General features: G+C 65.5%; 17 protein-coding genes and 1 riboswitch. Of the genes, 16 read left to right on the top strand and 1 reads right to left on the bottom strand.

The annotated features are described in order from the left end of the window. Positions 1-65: 65 nt before the first annotated feature. A complete protein-coding gene (locus BM279_RS10065) occupies positions 66-644 on the bottom strand; it encodes a DNA-J related domain-containing protein (RefSeq protein WP_093503332.1) in 579 nt (192 codons plus the stop codon). Between the two features lie 142 nt (positions 645-786). On the opposite strand from BM279_RS10065, the gene ttcA reads away from it, so the two are divergent. From ttcA to BM279_RS10145, 16 genes are all read left to right on the top strand, one after another. Beyond that, complete coding sequence (gene ttcA, locus BM279_RS10070) at positions 787-1611, top strand: tRNA 2-thiocytidine(32) synthetase TtcA (RefSeq protein ID WP_093503334.1); 825 nt, start codon at positions 787-789, stop codon at positions 1609-1611. Between the two features lie 22 nt (positions 1612-1633). Continuing rightward, the gene (locus tag BM279_RS10075) at positions 1634-2353 is read left to right on the top strand and encodes a DNA-3-methyladenine glycosylase I (RefSeq protein ID WP_093503336.1); all 720 of its coding nucleotides are present in this window, start codon (positions 1634-1636) and stop codon (positions 2351-2353) included. Continuing rightward, positions 2353-3132, top strand: a complete 780-nt coding sequence (locus BM279_RS10080) for an NAD-dependent deacylase (protein ID WP_093503338.1) — start codon at positions 2353-2355, stop codon at positions 3130-3132. Before BM279_RS10075 ends, BM279_RS10080 begins: the two co-directional genes overlap by 1 nt. 54 nt (positions 3133-3186) lie before the next feature. Beyond that, positions 3187-3822, top strand: a complete 636-nt coding sequence (locus tag BM279_RS10085; protein ID WP_093503340.1) for a C40 family peptidase — start codon at positions 3187-3189, stop codon at positions 3820-3822. 135 nt (positions 3823-3957) lie between these two features. Beyond that, positions 3958-4485, top strand: coding sequence for a C40 family peptidase (locus tag BM279_RS10090; protein WP_093503342.1), 528 nt, complete (start codon positions 3958-3960; stop codon positions 4483-4485). Between the two features lie 68 nt (positions 4486-4553). Beyond that, positions 4554-4779: riboswitch (cobalamin riboswitch) on the top strand. 129 nt (positions 4780-4908) lie between these two features. Further along, positions 4909-5544: a cob(I)yrinic acid a,c-diamide adenosyltransferase gene (cobO, locus tag BM279_RS10095; protein ID WP_075933771.1), complete on the top strand. Its 636-nt coding sequence runs from the start codon at positions 4909-4911 to the stop codon at positions 5542-5544. Between the two features lie 5 nt (positions 5545-5549). Then, the gene (locus BM279_RS10100; RefSeq protein WP_093503541.1) at positions 5550-6866 is read left to right on the top strand and encodes a cobyrinic acid a,c-diamide synthase CobB; all 1317 of its coding nucleotides are present in this window, start codon (positions 5550-5552) and stop codon (positions 6864-6866) included. Further along, positions 6863-7513 (top strand): 5,6-dimethylbenzimidazole synthase, encoded by a 651-nt coding sequence (gene bluB / locus BM279_RS10105; protein ID WP_093503344.1) that lies wholly within the window; start codon positions 6863-6865, stop codon positions 7511-7513. The genes BM279_RS10100 and bluB overlap by 4 nt, the downstream gene beginning before the upstream one ends. Before the next feature lie 12 nt (positions 7514-7525). Further along, entirely contained in the window at positions 7526-8434 is a 909-nt protein-coding gene (gene cbiB, locus BM279_RS10110; RefSeq protein ID WP_093503346.1) for an adenosylcobinamide-phosphate synthase CbiB, read from the top strand. Then, complete coding sequence (cobD, locus tag BM279_RS10115) at positions 8427-9419, top strand: threonine-phosphate decarboxylase CobD (RefSeq protein WP_093503348.1); 993 nt, start codon at positions 8427-8429, stop codon at positions 9417-9419. The genes cbiB and cobD overlap by 8 nt, the downstream gene beginning before the upstream one ends. Further along, positions 9416-10900, top strand: a complete 1485-nt coding sequence (locus BM279_RS10120) for a cobyric acid synthase (protein WP_093503350.1) — start codon at positions 9416-9418, stop codon at positions 10898-10900. Before cobD ends, BM279_RS10120 begins: the two co-directional genes overlap by 4 nt. Beyond that, the gene (gene cobU, locus BM279_RS10125; RefSeq protein WP_093503352.1) at positions 10901-11422 is read left to right on the top strand and encodes a bifunctional adenosylcobinamide kinase/adenosylcobinamide-phosphate guanylyltransferase; all 522 of its coding nucleotides are present in this window, start codon (positions 10901-10903) and stop codon (positions 11420-11422) included. Further along, the gene (gene cobT, locus BM279_RS10130; RefSeq protein WP_093503354.1) at positions 11419-12474 is read left to right on the top strand and encodes a nicotinate-nucleotide--dimethylbenzimidazole phosphoribosyltransferase; all 1056 of its coding nucleotides are present in this window, start codon (positions 11419-11421) and stop codon (positions 12472-12474) included. Before cobU ends, cobT begins: the two co-directional genes overlap by 4 nt. Then, on the top strand, positions 12471-13037 hold the full coding sequence (gene cobC / locus BM279_RS10135; protein ID WP_178109918.1) for an alpha-ribazole phosphatase family protein: 567 nt from the start codon (positions 12471-12473) through the stop codon (positions 13035-13037). Before cobT ends, cobC begins: the two co-directional genes overlap by 4 nt. Continuing rightward, positions 13034-13762 (top strand): adenosylcobinamide-GDP ribazoletransferase, encoded by a 729-nt coding sequence (locus tag BM279_RS10140; protein ID WP_093503356.1) that lies wholly within the window; start codon positions 13034-13036, stop codon positions 13760-13762. Before cobC ends, BM279_RS10140 begins: the two co-directional genes overlap by 4 nt. Before the next feature lie 286 nt (positions 13763-14048). Next, positions 14049-14453: a MarR family winged helix-turn-helix transcriptional regulator gene (locus tag BM279_RS10145; protein WP_093503358.1), complete on the top strand. Its 405-nt coding sequence runs from the start codon at positions 14049-14051 to the stop codon at positions 14451-14453. Positions 14454-14491 lie beyond the last annotated feature (38 nt).

Here is a 14491-nt window from a genome sequence, read left to right on the forward strand (position 1 = left end):
GTAACTGGCGTCGATTATGCCGCAGATCGCCGCCCGCTGCAGTGCCATGAGCCGAGCGGTAAGGCTCAGCGGTAGTAGCGCTGCAGTGTTTCCATGGCGCTGTTGATGCGCTGCAGGCGCTGCGTGCAACCGCCTCGGTCCGGGTGATGAAGGCTCACCAACTGCCGGTAGCGCTGGCGGATGACGCTCAGGTCGAGCTCGCCAGCCTGCTCGTCGAACTCCAGCGCCGCCAGCGCCTGTTGCCGATCTTCGGCGCCGTGCAGGCGCACCCAGAAGGCGCCGAGCATCTGCTCGACATCCTCGGCGCCGGTGTCGCGCAAATGGGTGAGGTCGAGGTAGTACTCGCGCAGCGGTTCCTGCTCGCTCAAGGCACTCTCTGCGGCCTGATAGGGCAGCAGGCGGATGCACAGCGGGCTGATCTGCAATGACGCGCGGCCTTCGGCATGTAGCTCGTCGCGCAGCCGGTACAGCGTGTGGAAGAGCAGAAAGTGGCTGCGAAACAGCTCCAAGGTGTCGCTGGGCAGGCGCTCGTCACGACCCTGCCAGCGGCTCAGTCGCAGCATCAGCTCGTACTCGGAGAGGCCTTCGGGTGCGGCCTCCAGCAAATCGAGCAACCGGCAGCCGGGTAAGGTTTCCTGGTTCATCGGCTTTCCTTGGTCGATGAGAAGGTGCGTTGCTGGCCGGTTTCGCCGGCAGGCCGACGGTTAGCCGTTTTGTAGCTGGGGTGCGCCTCGTTTTCTGGGTAAAATGCGCGGCTTCAGTACTTATAGCGGATTCTTGCGCGCCATGGGCACCCTCTCGGTCAATCAGAACAAGCTGCAAAAACGCCTGCGTCGTCAGGCCGGCGAGGCCATCGCCGACTTCAACATGATCGAGGAGGGCGACAAGGTCATGGTCTGTCTGTCCGGTGGCAAGGACAGCTATACCATGCTCGACATCCTGCTTTACCTGCAGAAGGTCGCTCCGATCAACTTCGAGATCGTCGCCGTGAACATGGACCAGAAGCAGCCGGGCTTCCCCGAGCACGTGCTGCCGGCGTATCTGGAGTCCATCGGCGTGGCGTACCACATCGTCGAGAAGGACACCTATTCGGTGGTCAAGGAGAAGATCCCGGAAGGCAAGACCACCTGCTCTCTATGCTCGCGTTTGCGCCGTGGCACCTTGTATACCTTCGCCGATGAGATCGGTGCGACCAAGATGGCCCTGGGGCACCACCGCGACGACATCCTCGAGACCTTCTTTCTGAACATGTTCTACGGCGGCACGCTCAAGGCCATGCCGCCCAAGCTGCGTGCCGACGATGGCCGCAACGTGGTGATTCGCCCGCTGGCTTACTGCAGCGAGGCCGACATCGAGGCGTACAGCATGCTCAAGGAGTTCCCGATAATCCCATGTAACCTGTGCGGTTCTCAGGAGAACCTGCAGCGCCAGGTGGTCAAGGACATGTTGCAGGAGTGGGAGCGCAAGTCGCCGGGGCGTACCGAGATCATGTTCCGCGCCCTGCAGAACGTGGTGCCTTCGCAGCTGGCCGACCGCAACCTGTTCGATTTCGCCAGTTTGAAGATCGACGAGCAGGCCACGCCGCGCTTTCTGAACGTGATGAACCTGTAATTTCGAGAGCTGACCCCAATCGATGCAAGACTACCGATGGCTGCATGAATACTGCGTTAACCGCTTCGGCTCGCTCGAGGCACTCGAGGCGCGCCTGCCGCAGCCGGTTTCGGACAAAAAGCTGCGTGCGCTGGGCAATGATCGTTACCTGTCGATAATGAGCCTGCGCATCTTCCGCGCTGGCCTCAAGCACAGCCTGGTCGACGCCAAATGGCCGGCCTTCGAGGAAGTGTTCTTCGGCTTCGATCCGGAAAAGGTCGTGCTGATGGGGGGCGAGCGCCTGGAGCGGCTGATGCAGGATGCGCGGCTGATTCGCCACCTGGGCAAGCTCAAGAGCGTGCCGCGCAATGCGCAGTTCATCCTCGACGTCGAACGTGGTGCGCTGAGCGGGCCTGTTGCTGCCGTGAGGGCCGATACGCCGAAGCCAGGTTTCGCCTTTGGCGGGTTGATCGCCGATTGGCCGGTGACCGATATCGTCGGTCTCTGGCACTGGCTGGCCAAGCAGGGCAGCCAGTTGGGCGGGCTTTCCGCACCGCGTTTCCTGCGCATGGTCGGCAAGGATACTTTCATCCCCAGCGATGACATGGTCGCCGCCCTCAAGGCCCAGAAGATCATCGACAAGTCGCCCAATAGCCAGCGCGACCGGGCGGCGGTGCAGGCCGCCTTCAATCAGTGGCATGCAGAAAGCGGCAGGCCGATGTGTCAGCTGTCGGTGATGCTGGCGCACACGGTCAATCATTGATGGCGGCGCAATTGCAGCGCCTGGTGACGGCGTTCATCGACGCGCAGCGCATCCTGATCATCACCGGGGCGGGAATATCGGCCGATTCCGGCTTGCCGACCTACCGCGGCATCGGCGGCCTTTACAACGAACATACCGATGACGGTGTGCCGATCGAGGTGGCGATGTCCGGCGACATGCTGCGCCGCGATCCGGCGCTGTGCTGGAAGTACCTGGCGCAGCTTGGCAGTGCCTGCCTGGGCGCCCAGCCCAATGCCGCCCACCGGGCGATTGCCGAGCTGCAGACGCTCAAGCCGGGTTGCTGGGTGCTGACCCAGAACATCGACAGCTATCATCGCCTGGCCGGGAGCCCTGGGGATCGGCTGATCGAGATTCACGGTGAATTGGCGCCCCTGTATTGCCAGGTTTGCCGGGAAGCCGACGAGCGGTTGGGCGAGCATCTGCAGCAGCCCCTGCCGCCACGGTGCGTGGCTTGCGGCGGGGTGTTGCGGCCCCCCGTGGTGTTGTTTGGCGAGCGACTGCCGCCGCTGGCCGTGGAGCGTCTATATGGGCAATTGCGGGAGGGTTTCGACCTGGTGATCAGTGTCGGAACCAGCGCCAGCTTTCCTTATATAGCCGAGCCGTTGCGGCAGGCGCGCCGTTCGGGCAAGGTCACGGTCGAGGTTAATTTGTCGCACACGGAAGTCAGTGCACTGGTTGACTTCAGGCTGGAAGAACGGGCCTTAGATGTTTTTCCGGAACTACTGGGTCACATTGCTGATCATAAAATTTGCAAATGATCCCGTTCGCGGGCATAGTCGCGGCTGATCAATTTCCATGCCACGGTCGTGCCCATGCGCAAACGCTTCGCACCCCTCGTGCCTCTCGCACTCACAATGGTTCTCGCCGCCTGCGCTAACCATGCAACGCAATCTCAAATCGACACGCCTCAGGCCCAGGCTTCATTGCCTGCCAGACCAGTGGTAGTTGCGCCGGCCGTCGAACAAAATGACTCCGGCGAAGACGATGTCGTTGCCGATTTCTCCAATGGTGCGCCTTACGAGTTGCCGCAACTGGCGGACAGTGTTCTGGAAAAGGGCATATCCCTGATCGGCACACGTTACCGTTTCGGCGGCACGTCGGTGAAAACTGGTTTCGATTGCAGCGGTTTCATCGGCTACCTGTTCCGCGAGGAGCTGGGTATGGAGCTGCCGCGCTCGACTCGCGAGATGATCAAAATCGATGCGCCACTGGTCGACCGCAAGGCGCTCAAGCCGGGTGATCTGGTGTTCTTCAGTACCGCCGGGCGTGGCCGCGTCAGCCATGCTGGCATCTACCTGGGTGATGATCAGTTCATCCATTCCTCCAGCCGCCGTAGCGGTGGCGTGCGCATCGACAGCCTGGATGACGGCTACTGGAAGCGTACGTTCATCGAAGCCAAGCGCGTTCTGGCGCTGGCGCCGACCGAGAATCTGGCCTCCCAGCATTGATCGATCGTCGCCCGATCAGGTCGGTCGAGCAACAATTTGAATGTTTTCAAGCGAATGCAGTGCAAAGCTAAAGCTTGCACTGCAGTTGCGAACGCGGCAGAGTAGGGCGCATTCAGGCTCCAGGATCGTCCGTCCATGACTGCCACCATCCGCATCGCCTTCCTCCTGCTTGCAGCACTGCTCAGTGCCTGTTCCAGTCGAGCACCCGCACCCACCCCGCAACCCGTTGTCGTCATGCCTGCGCCTGGTGCCTACCAGGGGGGCGCGGACGATGTGCTGTTTCGCGCTCTGGGGCTTGTGGGCACTCCATACCGCTACGGCGGCAACACGCCTGATGGCGGTTTCGATTGCAGCGGCCTGATCGGCTATGTGTACCGCGATGCAGCAGGCATCAAGCTGCCACGCTCAACCCGCGAGCTGATCAGCATGCGTGCTCCGACCATCGGCCGCGATTCCCTGCGTAGTGGTGACCTGGTGTTCTTCGCTACCAACGGTGGCCGGCAGGTCAGCCATGCCGGTATCTACGTCGGTGAGGGCCGCTTCGTGCATGCGCCGTCCTCGGGCGGCACCGTACGCCTGGACAGTCTAGGCAACAGTTATTGGCAGCGTACCTATATCGAGGCCAAGCGCGTTTTTCCGGTGGAGCTCGCCAGTCATCCCTGAGGCGTCGTCGCCCAGAGCAGCGCGCTATGGCCGACTCTCCGATTGACGCTTATGCCGTCAGTCCTTACCCTTTGCGACCTGCTTCAGGTGTCCCTGGTCTCGGCCAGGGGTGAAACTGGGAAGTCGGTGCGCTGCCGCCAAACGAGCAATGCCGACGCTGCCCCCGCAACGGTAAACGAGCCCAACCATGCTTCTGGCCACTGTATCTTCGATGCGGGAAGGCGGCGTGGTTCGTCGTGTTCCCTGAACGCCGCACTCGTGAGCCCGGAGACCGGCCTGTCGCTTTTTCCTTAGGTTGCGCGGTGGGCGCGGCCGGTGCGCGGCCCCAGGGCCAGCCCCTGCCTGCTCCTGCGTGATCGTTTTTATCGTCGGGCACCGATACGTGCTCGAAGCGCGCGAGCTTGCTGGCGCCGAGGAGATCCCATGAGCGAATCGACCCCATCCCCCAGCCGCGAATCGGCCGAGCGCGACGCGCGCCACAACGCCCGCATGGCGCGCAAGAAAGCGCTGATGGACGAAAAGATCGCCCAGGCCCAGGAAGAATACGGCTTGCTGCTGGTGCACAGCGGTAACGGCAAGGGCAAGAGCAGTTCGGCTTTCGGCATGGTTGCCCGCGCGCTCGGCCATGGCCTGAAGGTGGGCGTGGTGCAGTTCATCAAGGGCGGCATGGCCACGGGCGAAGAACACTTCTTCCGGCGTTTTCCCGATGAAGTCAGCTACCACGTGATGGGCGAGGGCTACACCTGGGATACCCAGGATCGCCAGCGTGATATCGAGAAGGCACGCCTGGCCTGGGATGTTGCCAGGCAGCTGCTGAACGATCCGCAGATCGCCTTGGTGGTGCTGGACGAACTGAACATCGCCCTCAAGCACGGCTACCTGGACGTGGACGTGGTGCTGCGCGATATTGAATCGCGCCCGGAGCTGCAGCACGTCGTGGTGACCGGTCGGGGCGCACCGCCGGCCCTGCTCGAAGCGGCCGATACGGTGACCGAAATGACTCTGGTCAAACATGCCTTCAAGGCCGGTGTGAAGGCGCAGAAGGGCGTGGAATTTTGAGCACGATAGACGCGCTTTCCGCCGAGCCTGGGGCGCCACGGCAGTGCCCGGCCCTGGTGATCGCCGCGCCCGCCTCGGGGCAGGGCAAGACCACCGTCACCGCTGCCCTGGCGCGCCTGCACACCCGAGAAGGCAAGCGGGTGCGGGTGTTCAAGTGCGGGCCGGACTTTCTCGATCCGATGATTCTTTCCCGCGCCAGCGGCAACCCGGTCTATCAGCTGGACCTGTGGATGGTCGGCGAGGCCGAGAGCCGTCGTCTTTTATGGGAAGCGGCGGGCGAAGCCGATCTGATTCTGATCGAGGGCGTGATGGGACTGTTCGACGGCTCGCCGTCGGCGGCTGACCTGGCGCGCCGTTTCGGTGTGCCGGTGCTCGGGGTGATCGATGGCTCGGCCATGGCCCAGACCTTCGGCGCCCTGGCGGTCGGCCTTGCCAGCTATCAACCTGACCTGCCGTTCTCCGGCGTTCTCGGCAATCGCGTCAATCCGGGTCGCCATAACGACCTGATCCGTGACAGCCTGCCGGCTTCGATTCGCTGGTATGGCTCGCTGCCACGCAGTGCGGCCATCGAGCTGCCCAGCCGGCACCTCGGCCTGGTGCAGGCTGGCGAACTCGCTGACCTCGATACGCGCCTGGATACCGCGGCCGACGCCCTGGAGCAGACGGCGACGATCACGCTGCCGCCGCCCGTGACCTTCGCCGCGCCCTCGATCGAACCGCTGGCGCCGCTGCTCGCTGGCGTACGCATCGGGGTGGCCTTTGATGCTTCCTTCGCGTTCATCTACCAGGCCAACCTCGACCTGCTCGAGCAGATGGGCGCAACGCTGACGTTCTTCAGTCCGCTGACCGACAAGGCACTGCCTGACGTGGGCAGCCTCTACCTGCCGGGCGGTTACCCAGAGTTGCATCTGCAGGCGCTGGCCGCCAATCGGCCGATGATCGACGCGATCAAGGCGCATCAGCAGGCCGGCAAACCGCTGCTCGCCGAGTGCGGCGGCATGCTGTATCTGCTCGAGTCGCTGAGCGATGTCGCTGGTGAGCGCGCGGAACTGGCCGGTCTGCTGACTGGCACTGCGCAGATGCAGAAGCGCCTGGTCGCCCTGGCCCTGCAGAGCGTCGAACTGCCCGAGGGCGTGCTGCGCGGGCACAGTTACCATCACTCGCGCCTGGACTCTGCGCTGCAGCCGCTGGCCCGTGGGAGCTGCCCGAACGACAAGCCGGTCAGCGAGGCGGTGTTCCGACTCGAGCGCCTGACCGCGTCCTACATCCATTTCTACCTGCCTTCCAATCCGCCAGCCGCCGCGGCGTTGTTTCGTCCATGACCGCGCACGCCTTCAGCGCCGAGGAGCGCGCCGCGGTCTACCGCGCCATTGCCGAGCGCCGCGACATGCGCCATTTCAGCGGCGGCGAGGTCGCGCCCGACTTGCTCGCCCGCCTGCTCGAAGCGGCGCACCAGGCGCCCAGCGTCGGCCTGATGCAGCCGTGGCGTTTCATCCGCATCACCCGGCCGGCGCTGCGAGAAGACATCTACCAGTTGGTCGAGCACGAACGCCAGCTGACTGCGGAGGCACTGGGCGAACGTTCGGACGAGTTCATGCGGCTGAAGGTCGAGGGCGTTCGCGATTGCGCCGAAGTGCTGGTTGCGGCCTTGATGGAAGGCCGCGAGGCCCATGTGTTCGGCCGGCGCACCTTGCCGGAAATGGACATGGCCTCGCTGTCCTGCGCGATCCAGAACCTGTGGCTGGCGGCCCGTGCCGAAGGCCTGGGCATGGGCTGGGTGTCGCTGTTCGACCCCGTCGCCCTGGCCGAGCTGCTGGGCATGCCGCCGGGCAGCAAGCCGGTCGCGGTGCTCTGCCTGGGGCCGGTACAGGCCTTTTACCCGGTGCCGATGCTGGCCCAGGAAGGTTGGGCGCAGGTACGGCCGCTGCACGAGCTGCTGTTCGAGGATCGCTGGGATCACCATGAATAACGAGAGCCGTCCATGAGCCTGATCCTCAGCGCTGTCGCGGGCGTGGCCCTGGATGCCGCCCTCGGCGAGCCGAAGCGCTGGCACCCGCTGGTGGGCTTCGGCAAGCTGGCCAACCGCCTGGAGCAGCGCTTCAACCCGTCCGGGGGCGGCTGGCGCAGCCATGGCGTGAGCGCCTGGTGCCTGGCGGTGCTGCCGTTGACGTTGCTTACCGTGCTGCTGGTGCAGCTACCGTGGATCGGCTGGCTGGTGCAGATCGTCGCCCTCTACGCCGCCCTGGGGCTGCGCAGCCTCGATCAGCACGCCCAGCCGGTGGCCCAGGCGCTGCGCCTGGGTGATCTGCCGGTGGCGCGCCAGCGAGTGGGCTACATGGTCAGCCGACGTACCGAGGACCTGGACGCCACTGGCGTGGCCCGTGCCGGTACCGAGTCGGTGCTGGAGAACGGCAGCGATGCGGTGTTCGCCGCGCTGTTCTGGTTTCTCGTCGCCGGGGCGCCGGGCGTGCTGCTCTATCGCCTGAGCAACACTCTGGACGCCATGTGGGGCTACCGCAACGAGCGCTTCGAGCGCTTCGGCTGGGCCGCCGCGAAGATCGATGACCTGCTCAATTACGTGCCGGCCCGCCTGGTGGCGCTGACCTATGTCGTCCTCGGTCGCAGCGCCCTGGCGATGCGTTGCTGGCAGCGCCAGGCGCCACGATGGGACAGCCCCAACGCCGGGCCGGTGATGGCCGCGGGCGCGGGCGCGCTGGGCGTCAGCCTCGGCGGCGCGGCGGTCTATCACGGTGAACTGCACCAGCGCCCTGAGCTGGGCGAAGGTCCGCCACCACGGGCGCGGGATATCGAGCGGGCAATGAACCTGGTGTGGGGCGGCGTGCTGCTCTGGTTGATGCTGATGCTGATCGTGGAGGTATGCATTGCTTGAGCACGGCGGACGGTTGCGCAAGGCAGCGCTTCGTTATGGCATCCCGCTGAGCGATTGGCTGGACGTTTCGACCGGCGTGGCGCCATACGGCCTGCCACTTCCGGAGGTTCCCGCGCAGACCTGGAACCGTTTGCCGGAGCAGGACGATGGTCTGGAAGCCGCCGCCTGCGCCTATTACGGCGCCGCCGATCTGCTGCCGGTGGCCGGCTCCCAGGCTGCGATCCAGTGCCTGCCGCGGCTGCGCCGCGAGGCACGGGTCGGCATCGTCTCGCCGGCCTACGCCGAGCATGCGGCAGCCTGGCAGCGTGAAGGGCATCGGGTGCTGGAGATCAGCGAGGCCGGCGTCAACCGCGCCTTGGAACGGCTCGACGTGCTCTTGCTGGTCAACCCCAACAACCCTACCGGTCGGCGCTTTTCCCCCGAGCAGCTGTATGCCTGGCATGCGCGCCTGGCCGAGCGGAGTGGCTGGCTGATCGTCGATGAAGCCTTTATCGACTGCACCCCGGAGCAGAGCCTGGCGGCTCACGCACAATTGCCGGGGCTGATCGTGTTGCGCTCGTTCGGCAAGTTCTTCGGCATGGCCGGTGCCCGCCTGGGCTTCGTGCTGGCTGAACGCACGCTGCTCGATGAGTTGGAAGAAATGCTCGGGCCCTGGACGATCAGCGGCCCGACCCGCTGGCTGGCGGCCCGAATGCTCGAAGACAAGACCGCTCAGCAAGCCCAGCGCCAGCGCCTGAGCACTGACGGCCAGCGCCTGGCCAGCCTGCTGCGTGAGCATGGTCTGGCGCCCACCGGTGGCTGTGCGCTGTTCCAGTGGATCGCCAGCGAGCACGCCGCGCTGCTGCATGAGTTCCTGGCCTGCAATGGCATCTTCACCCGCCTGTTCGAGCGCCCGGCCAGCATTCGCTTCGGCCTGCCACCCGATGAGGCCGGTTGGCAGCGCCTGGCCGCCGCGCTACAGGTCTTTGCCGAGGAGGCGCGATGAGTCATTTGCAAGCCGGCGCCACCCTGATGGTGCAGGGCACCACCTCGGATGCGGGCAAGAGCACCCTGGTGACCGCCCTGTGTCGCTGGTTGCAGCGCCAGGGCGTCAGCGTGGCGCCGTTCAAACCGCAGAACATGGCGCTCAACAGCGCGGTGACCGCCGACGGTGGCGAGATCGGCCGGGCCCAGGCGGTGCAGGCCCAGGCCTGCGGCCTGCCAGCGCACACCGACATGAACCCGGTGCTGCTCAAGCCCAACAGCGACACCGGCTCCCAGGTGATCATCCATGGCCAGGCCGTCGGCAACATGAATGCCGTGGCCTATCACGACTACAAGCGCGTCGCCCGTGAAGCGGTGCTGGCCTCTCACGCTCGCCTGCGGGCGAACCACCAGGTGGTGATGGTCGAGGGTGCCGGCTCGCCGGCCGAAATCAACCTGCGCGCCAACGATATCGCCAACATGGGGTTCGCCGAGGCGGTCGACTGCCCGGTGATCCTGATCGCCGATATCGACAAGGGCGGCGTCTTCGCGCATCTGGTCGGCACCCTGGAGCTGCTGTCGCCGAGTGAGCAGGCGCGCCTCAAGGGCTTCGTGATCAACCGGTTTCGCGGTGATATCGCCTTGCTCAAACCAGGGCTGGACTGGCTCGAGCAGCGCACCGGCAAACCGGTGCTGGGCGTGCTGCCGTACCTGATGGATTTCCACCTGGAGGCCGAGGACGCCATCGACCGGCGTCAGGTGAGCAAGGCCGATCAGGTGCTCAAGGTAGTGGTGCCGGTGTTGCCGCGGATCAGCAACCACACCGATTTCGATCCGCTGCGCCTGCACCCCCAGGTCGAGCTGACCTTCGTCGGCCCCGGCGAAGCCATTCCGCCGGCCGACCTGATCATCCTGCCCGGCTCCAAGAGCGTGCGCGCCGATCTCGCCTTCCTGCGCAGCGGCGGCTGGGCGGCGGCCATCGACCGGCACCTGCGCTATGGCGGCAAGCTGCTGGGCATCTGCGGCGGCTTGCAGATGCTCGGGCGTCGGGTCGAGGACCCGCAAGGGCTGGAAGGGCCGGCGGGTGGCAGCGACGGCTTCGGCCTGCTGCACATTGATACCGTGCTGGAGCCGCACAAGCAGCTGCGCAACGTCAGTGGCCGGCTGTGCCTGGAAGATGCTCCCATCAGCGGCTACGAAATCCATGCCGGGGTGACTGCCGGCGCTGGCCTGCAGCGCGCCGCGGTGAGGCTCGACGATGGCCGCAGCGATGGCGCGCTGAGCGAAGATGGCCAAGTCATGGGCACCTACCTGCACGGGCTGTTCGAGTCCTCGGCGGCGTGCAGCGCATTGCTGCGTTGGGCCGGGCTGCGTGACGTGCAGACCGTGGATTACCACGCGCTGCGCGAGCGCGATATCGAGCGCCTGGCCGATCTGGTCGAAAATCATCTGGATACGGCCGCCTTGCGCGCGCTCTGCGGTCTGGACGAGGAGGCGCGCTAGATGCGTGAGCTGATTCTTGGCGGCGCCCGCTCGGGCAAGAGTCGCCTGGCCGAACGCATGGCTGCTGAGTCCGGGCTGGAGGTCGTCTATGTTGCAACCAGCCAACCGCTCGACGGTGAAATGAACAGCCGTATCCGTTCGCACCGTGACCGCCGCCCGGTCGAGTGGGGGCTGGTCGAGGAGCCTTTGGCGCTGGCGCAAGTGCTCGAAGAGCAGGCTTCGCCAGAGCGTTGCCTGCTGGTCGACTGCCTGACCCTGTGGCTGACCAACCTGCTGATGCTGGACGACGAGGCGCATCTGGACCGCGAGTGCGACGCGCTGCTGGCGGGCCTGCAAACTTTGCCTGGCCGGGTGATTCTGGTCAGCAACGAAACCGGACTTGGTGTGGTGCCGATGGGCGAGCTGACCCGCCGTTACGTGGATGCCGCCGGTTTGCTGCACCAGGCCGTTGCCGAACGCTGCGAGCGCGTGGTGCTTACCGTTGCCGGCTTGCCGATGATTCTCAAGGGAGACCCGTTATGACCCTCGACTGGTGGCTCAATTCCACGCAGCCGCTTGACCCGGTGGCGCGCGACAAGGCCGCGGCTCGCCAGACCCAGTTGACCAAGCCGGCTGGCTCGCTTGGTGAACTGGAGCGCCTGGCGGTGCACTTGGCAGCGTTACAGGGCCGTGAGCGGCCGCTGATCGACAAGGTGTGGATCGCCATTTTCGCCGGTGACCACGGCGTGGTCGCCGAAGGCGTTTCCGCCTATCCGCAGGCGGTGACCGGGCAGATGCTGCGCAACTTCGTGGCCGGCGGGGCGGCGATCAGCGTGCTGGCCCGCGAGTTGGGCGCTGCCCTGGAAGTGACCGATCTGGGCACTGCCGAGCCGCTCGAACCGTTGCCGGGCGTCCGTCATCTGCAAGTCGGCGCGGGTACCGCCAACCTGATGCGCGAGGCGGCGATGACCCCGGCCCAGGCGCTGATCGCCATGCAGGCCGGGCGCGACAGTGTGATTCGTGCTGCCGAACAGCGCCATGAGCTGTTCATCGGTGGCGAAATGGGCATCGGCAATACCACGGCAGCCACGGCGCTGGCCTGCCTGTTGCTCGACTGCCCGGTAAGCGAGCTGGTTGGCCCCGGCACCGGCCTGGCGGCGGCCGGCGTTGCCCACAAGGCGCAGGTGATCGAAACGGCGCTTAAGCTGCACCAGAGCGCTGCCGGTGAGTCCATGGAAGCGCTGCGTTGCCTGGGCGGCTTCGAGATCGCCGCATTGACCGGCGCCTACCTGGCCTGCGCCCAGAAGGGCGTGGTGGCGCTGGTCGATGGTTTCATCTGCAGCGTTGCGGCCTTGCTGGCGGTGCGCCTGAACCCGGCCTGCCGCGACTGGCTACTGTTCTCCCACCAGAGCGCCGAGCCTGGCCATCAGCGGGTGCTCGCTGCGTTGCAGGCCACGCCGATCGTCAGCCTCGGTCTGCGCCTGGGCGAGGGCAGCGGCGCGGCGCTGGTGGTGCCGATGCTGCGCCTGGCCTGCGCGCTGCATAACGGCATGGCTACCTTCGCCGAAGCGGCGGTTGCGGATCGTCCGGCGTGATCCTGCATCTGCTACGCCACGGCGAGACCGAGCAGGGTGGCGGCCTGCGTGGCAGCCTCGATGACGCCCTGACCGCAGCAGGCTGGGCGCAGTTAAGTGCGGCCGTGCAGGCCGATGAGCACTGGGATGCGCTGGTCAGCTCGCCGCTGCAGCGCTGTGCGCGGTTTGCCGAGGAGCTGGCGGCTGCCCGCGACCTGCCGCTGCAATTCGAGCCGGGTCTGCAGGAGCTGCATTTCGGCGAGTGGGAAGGGCGCACGGCCGCGCAACTGATGGAGACCAATGCGGATGATCTTGGCCGCTTCTGGGCCGATCCCTACGGGTTCACACCGCCGGGCGGTGAGCCGTTGCCGGTTTTCGAAGCACGGGTATTGGCTGCGCTGCAACGATTGCACGCCGAGTACCGTGAGCGGCAACTGCTGGTGATCACCCACGGTGGCGTAATGCGCCTGTTGCTGGCCCGGGCGCGGGGCTTGCCGCGCGAGCAACTACTGCAGGTCAGCGTGGCCCACGGCCAGCGCGTGCACCTGCAGTTCGATGGGCACGGGTTACAGGAACTGCCATGACGCCATTGTGGATCACCCTGCAATTTCTCACCCGTTTGCCGGTGCGCCTGGCGGGCATGCCCACGCCGCAGCAGATGGGCTGCTCGCTGCTGTTCTATCCAGTGGTAGGCGCGGTGATCGGTGGGTTCTTGCTCGTTGCCATTCATCTTCTCGACGGTGCGCCGGTGCCTTTGCAGGCGGCTTTGTTGCTGACCCTCTGGGTAGGGCTGACCGGAGCCTTGCACCTCGATGGCCTGGCCGATAGCGCCGATGCCTGGATGGGCGGCTTCGGTGACCGCGAGCGCACCCTGGCGATCATGAAGGATCCGCGCAGCGGCCCGATTGCCGTGGTGGTGCTGGCATTGCTGCTGCTGCTCAAGTTCACCGCCTTGCTGGCACTGCTCGAACAGGGTGATCACCTCGTGTTGCTGCTGGCGCCGGTGCTGGGGCGAGGGGCGCTGCTGGCGCTGTTTCTATACACGCCCTATGTGCGACCCGGCGGGCTGGGCGATGCGCTGAAAGCCCATTTGCCGCGCTTCAGCGCCACGGTCGCGCTGGCCGTTACCACGTTGTTCGGCCTGCTGCTCGGCGGTTTCTGGGTGATGGTGGCGGTAGCGGGCGTCTTCCTCTGGCTGCGCCGGATGATGCTGCAGCGCCTCGGCGGCACGACCGGCGATACGGCGGGTGCGTTGCTGGAACTGATCGAGTGCGCTGTGCTGCTCGCTGCGGCGCTGCAGGTCAGCTAAGAGCCAGTTCATGATCTTCCGGCCCAGGTTCGCCGATTTTGGAAGCTGAGTGGGGCGGAAGCGGCCGTCCACCTATCCTGTGGGAACGGGCCATGCCCGTGACTTTTCGCGGGCATGGCCCGCTCCCACAATGGGTCAGTGATGTCCGCTTCTGCCTTGTAGTTACCGCTTCAGCGCATAAAAATTGTGAATAGGACTTAAGCCCGAACGGCACCGTGTTCGGCTTTCGCCCGATTCGGCAGCGCATAGCTTGTTAAAGCCAAATTACGGGTATATACCTATATTCATGTTGCCGACCGAATGCCTGTGCACTCGCTTGCGTCGCGCCAGTCGTGGCGTCAGCAAGCTCTACGACGACGCCTTGAGCGGTGTCGGGCTGAGCGTTGCCCAGTATTCTCTGCTGCGCCACCTGCAACGGCTCGATCAACCGAGCATCACTGGTCTGGCCGACGCGGTGGGCCTGGAGCGCAGCACGCTGGGTCGCAACCTCAGGGTGCTCGAAGGGCGCGGCCTGGTGGCCCTCGCGGACGGCGCCGATCAGCGTAATCGCCTGGTGAGCCTGACCATCAGAGGCGAGAAGCTAATCGCCGAGGCGCTGGACGCCTGGCAGGGTGTGCAGCTCGAGCTCAAGCAACGGCTACAACCGCATCATCTGCAAGCGCTGGACGAATTGCTCGCCAGCCTGGATTGACGGGCAGGGCGGTGCCACTGCCATTTCCCGTTTCGACC

The organism is Phytopseudomonas straminea (assembly GCF_900112645.1).
In the GTDB taxonomy this organism is placed as follows: domain Bacteria; phylum Pseudomonadota; class Gammaproteobacteria; order Pseudomonadales; family Pseudomonadaceae; genus Aquipseudomonas; species Aquipseudomonas straminea.

What these genes read in the sequence shown, in the direction of transcription:
- BM279_RS10065 (WP_093503332.1), bottom strand. Translation starts at nt 644, where the DNA reads ATGAACCAGGAAACCTTACCCGGCTGCCGGTTGCTCGATTTGCTGGAG.
- ttcA (WP_093503334.1), top strand. Translation starts at nt 787, where the DNA reads ATGGGCACCCTCTCGGTCAATCAGAACAAGCTGCAAAAACGCCTGCGT.
- BM279_RS10075 (WP_093503336.1), top strand. Translation starts at nt 1,634, where the DNA reads ATGCAAGACTACCGATGGCTGCATGAATACTGCGTTAACCGCTTCGGC.
- BM279_RS10080 (WP_093503338.1), top strand. Translation starts at nt 2,353, where the DNA reads ATGGCGGCGCAATTGCAGCGCCTGGTGACGGCGTTCATCGACGCGCAG.
- BM279_RS10085 (WP_093503340.1), top strand. Translation starts at nt 3,187, where the DNA reads ATGCGCAAACGCTTCGCACCCCTCGTGCCTCTCGCACTCACAATGGTT.
- BM279_RS10090 (WP_093503342.1), top strand. Translation starts at nt 3,958, where the DNA reads ATGACTGCCACCATCCGCATCGCCTTCCTCCTGCTTGCAGCACTGCTC.
- cobO (WP_075933771.1), top strand. Translation starts at nt 4,909, where the DNA reads ATGAGCGAATCGACCCCATCCCCCAGCCGCGAATCGGCCGAGCGCGAC.
- bluB (WP_093503344.1), top strand. Translation starts at nt 6,863, where the DNA reads ATGACCGCGCACGCCTTCAGCGCCGAGGAGCGCGCCGCGGTCTACCGC.
- cbiB (WP_093503346.1), top strand. Translation starts at nt 7,526, where the DNA reads ATGAGCCTGATCCTCAGCGCTGTCGCGGGCGTGGCCCTGGATGCCGCC.
- BM279_RS10120 (WP_093503350.1), top strand. Translation starts at nt 9,416, where the DNA reads ATGAGTCATTTGCAAGCCGGCGCCACCCTGATGGTGCAGGGCACCACC.
- cobU (WP_093503352.1), top strand. Translation starts at nt 10,901, where the DNA reads ATGCGTGAGCTGATTCTTGGCGGCGCCCGCTCGGGCAAGAGTCGCCTG.
- cobT (WP_093503354.1), top strand. Translation starts at nt 11,419, where the DNA reads ATGACCCTCGACTGGTGGCTCAATTCCACGCAGCCGCTTGACCCGGTG.
- BM279_RS10140 (WP_093503356.1), top strand. Translation starts at nt 13,034, where the DNA reads ATGACGCCATTGTGGATCACCCTGCAATTTCTCACCCGTTTGCCGGTG.
- BM279_RS10145 (WP_093503358.1), top strand. Translation starts at nt 14,049, where the DNA reads ATGTTGCCGACCGAATGCCTGTGCACTCGCTTGCGTCGCGCCAGTCGT.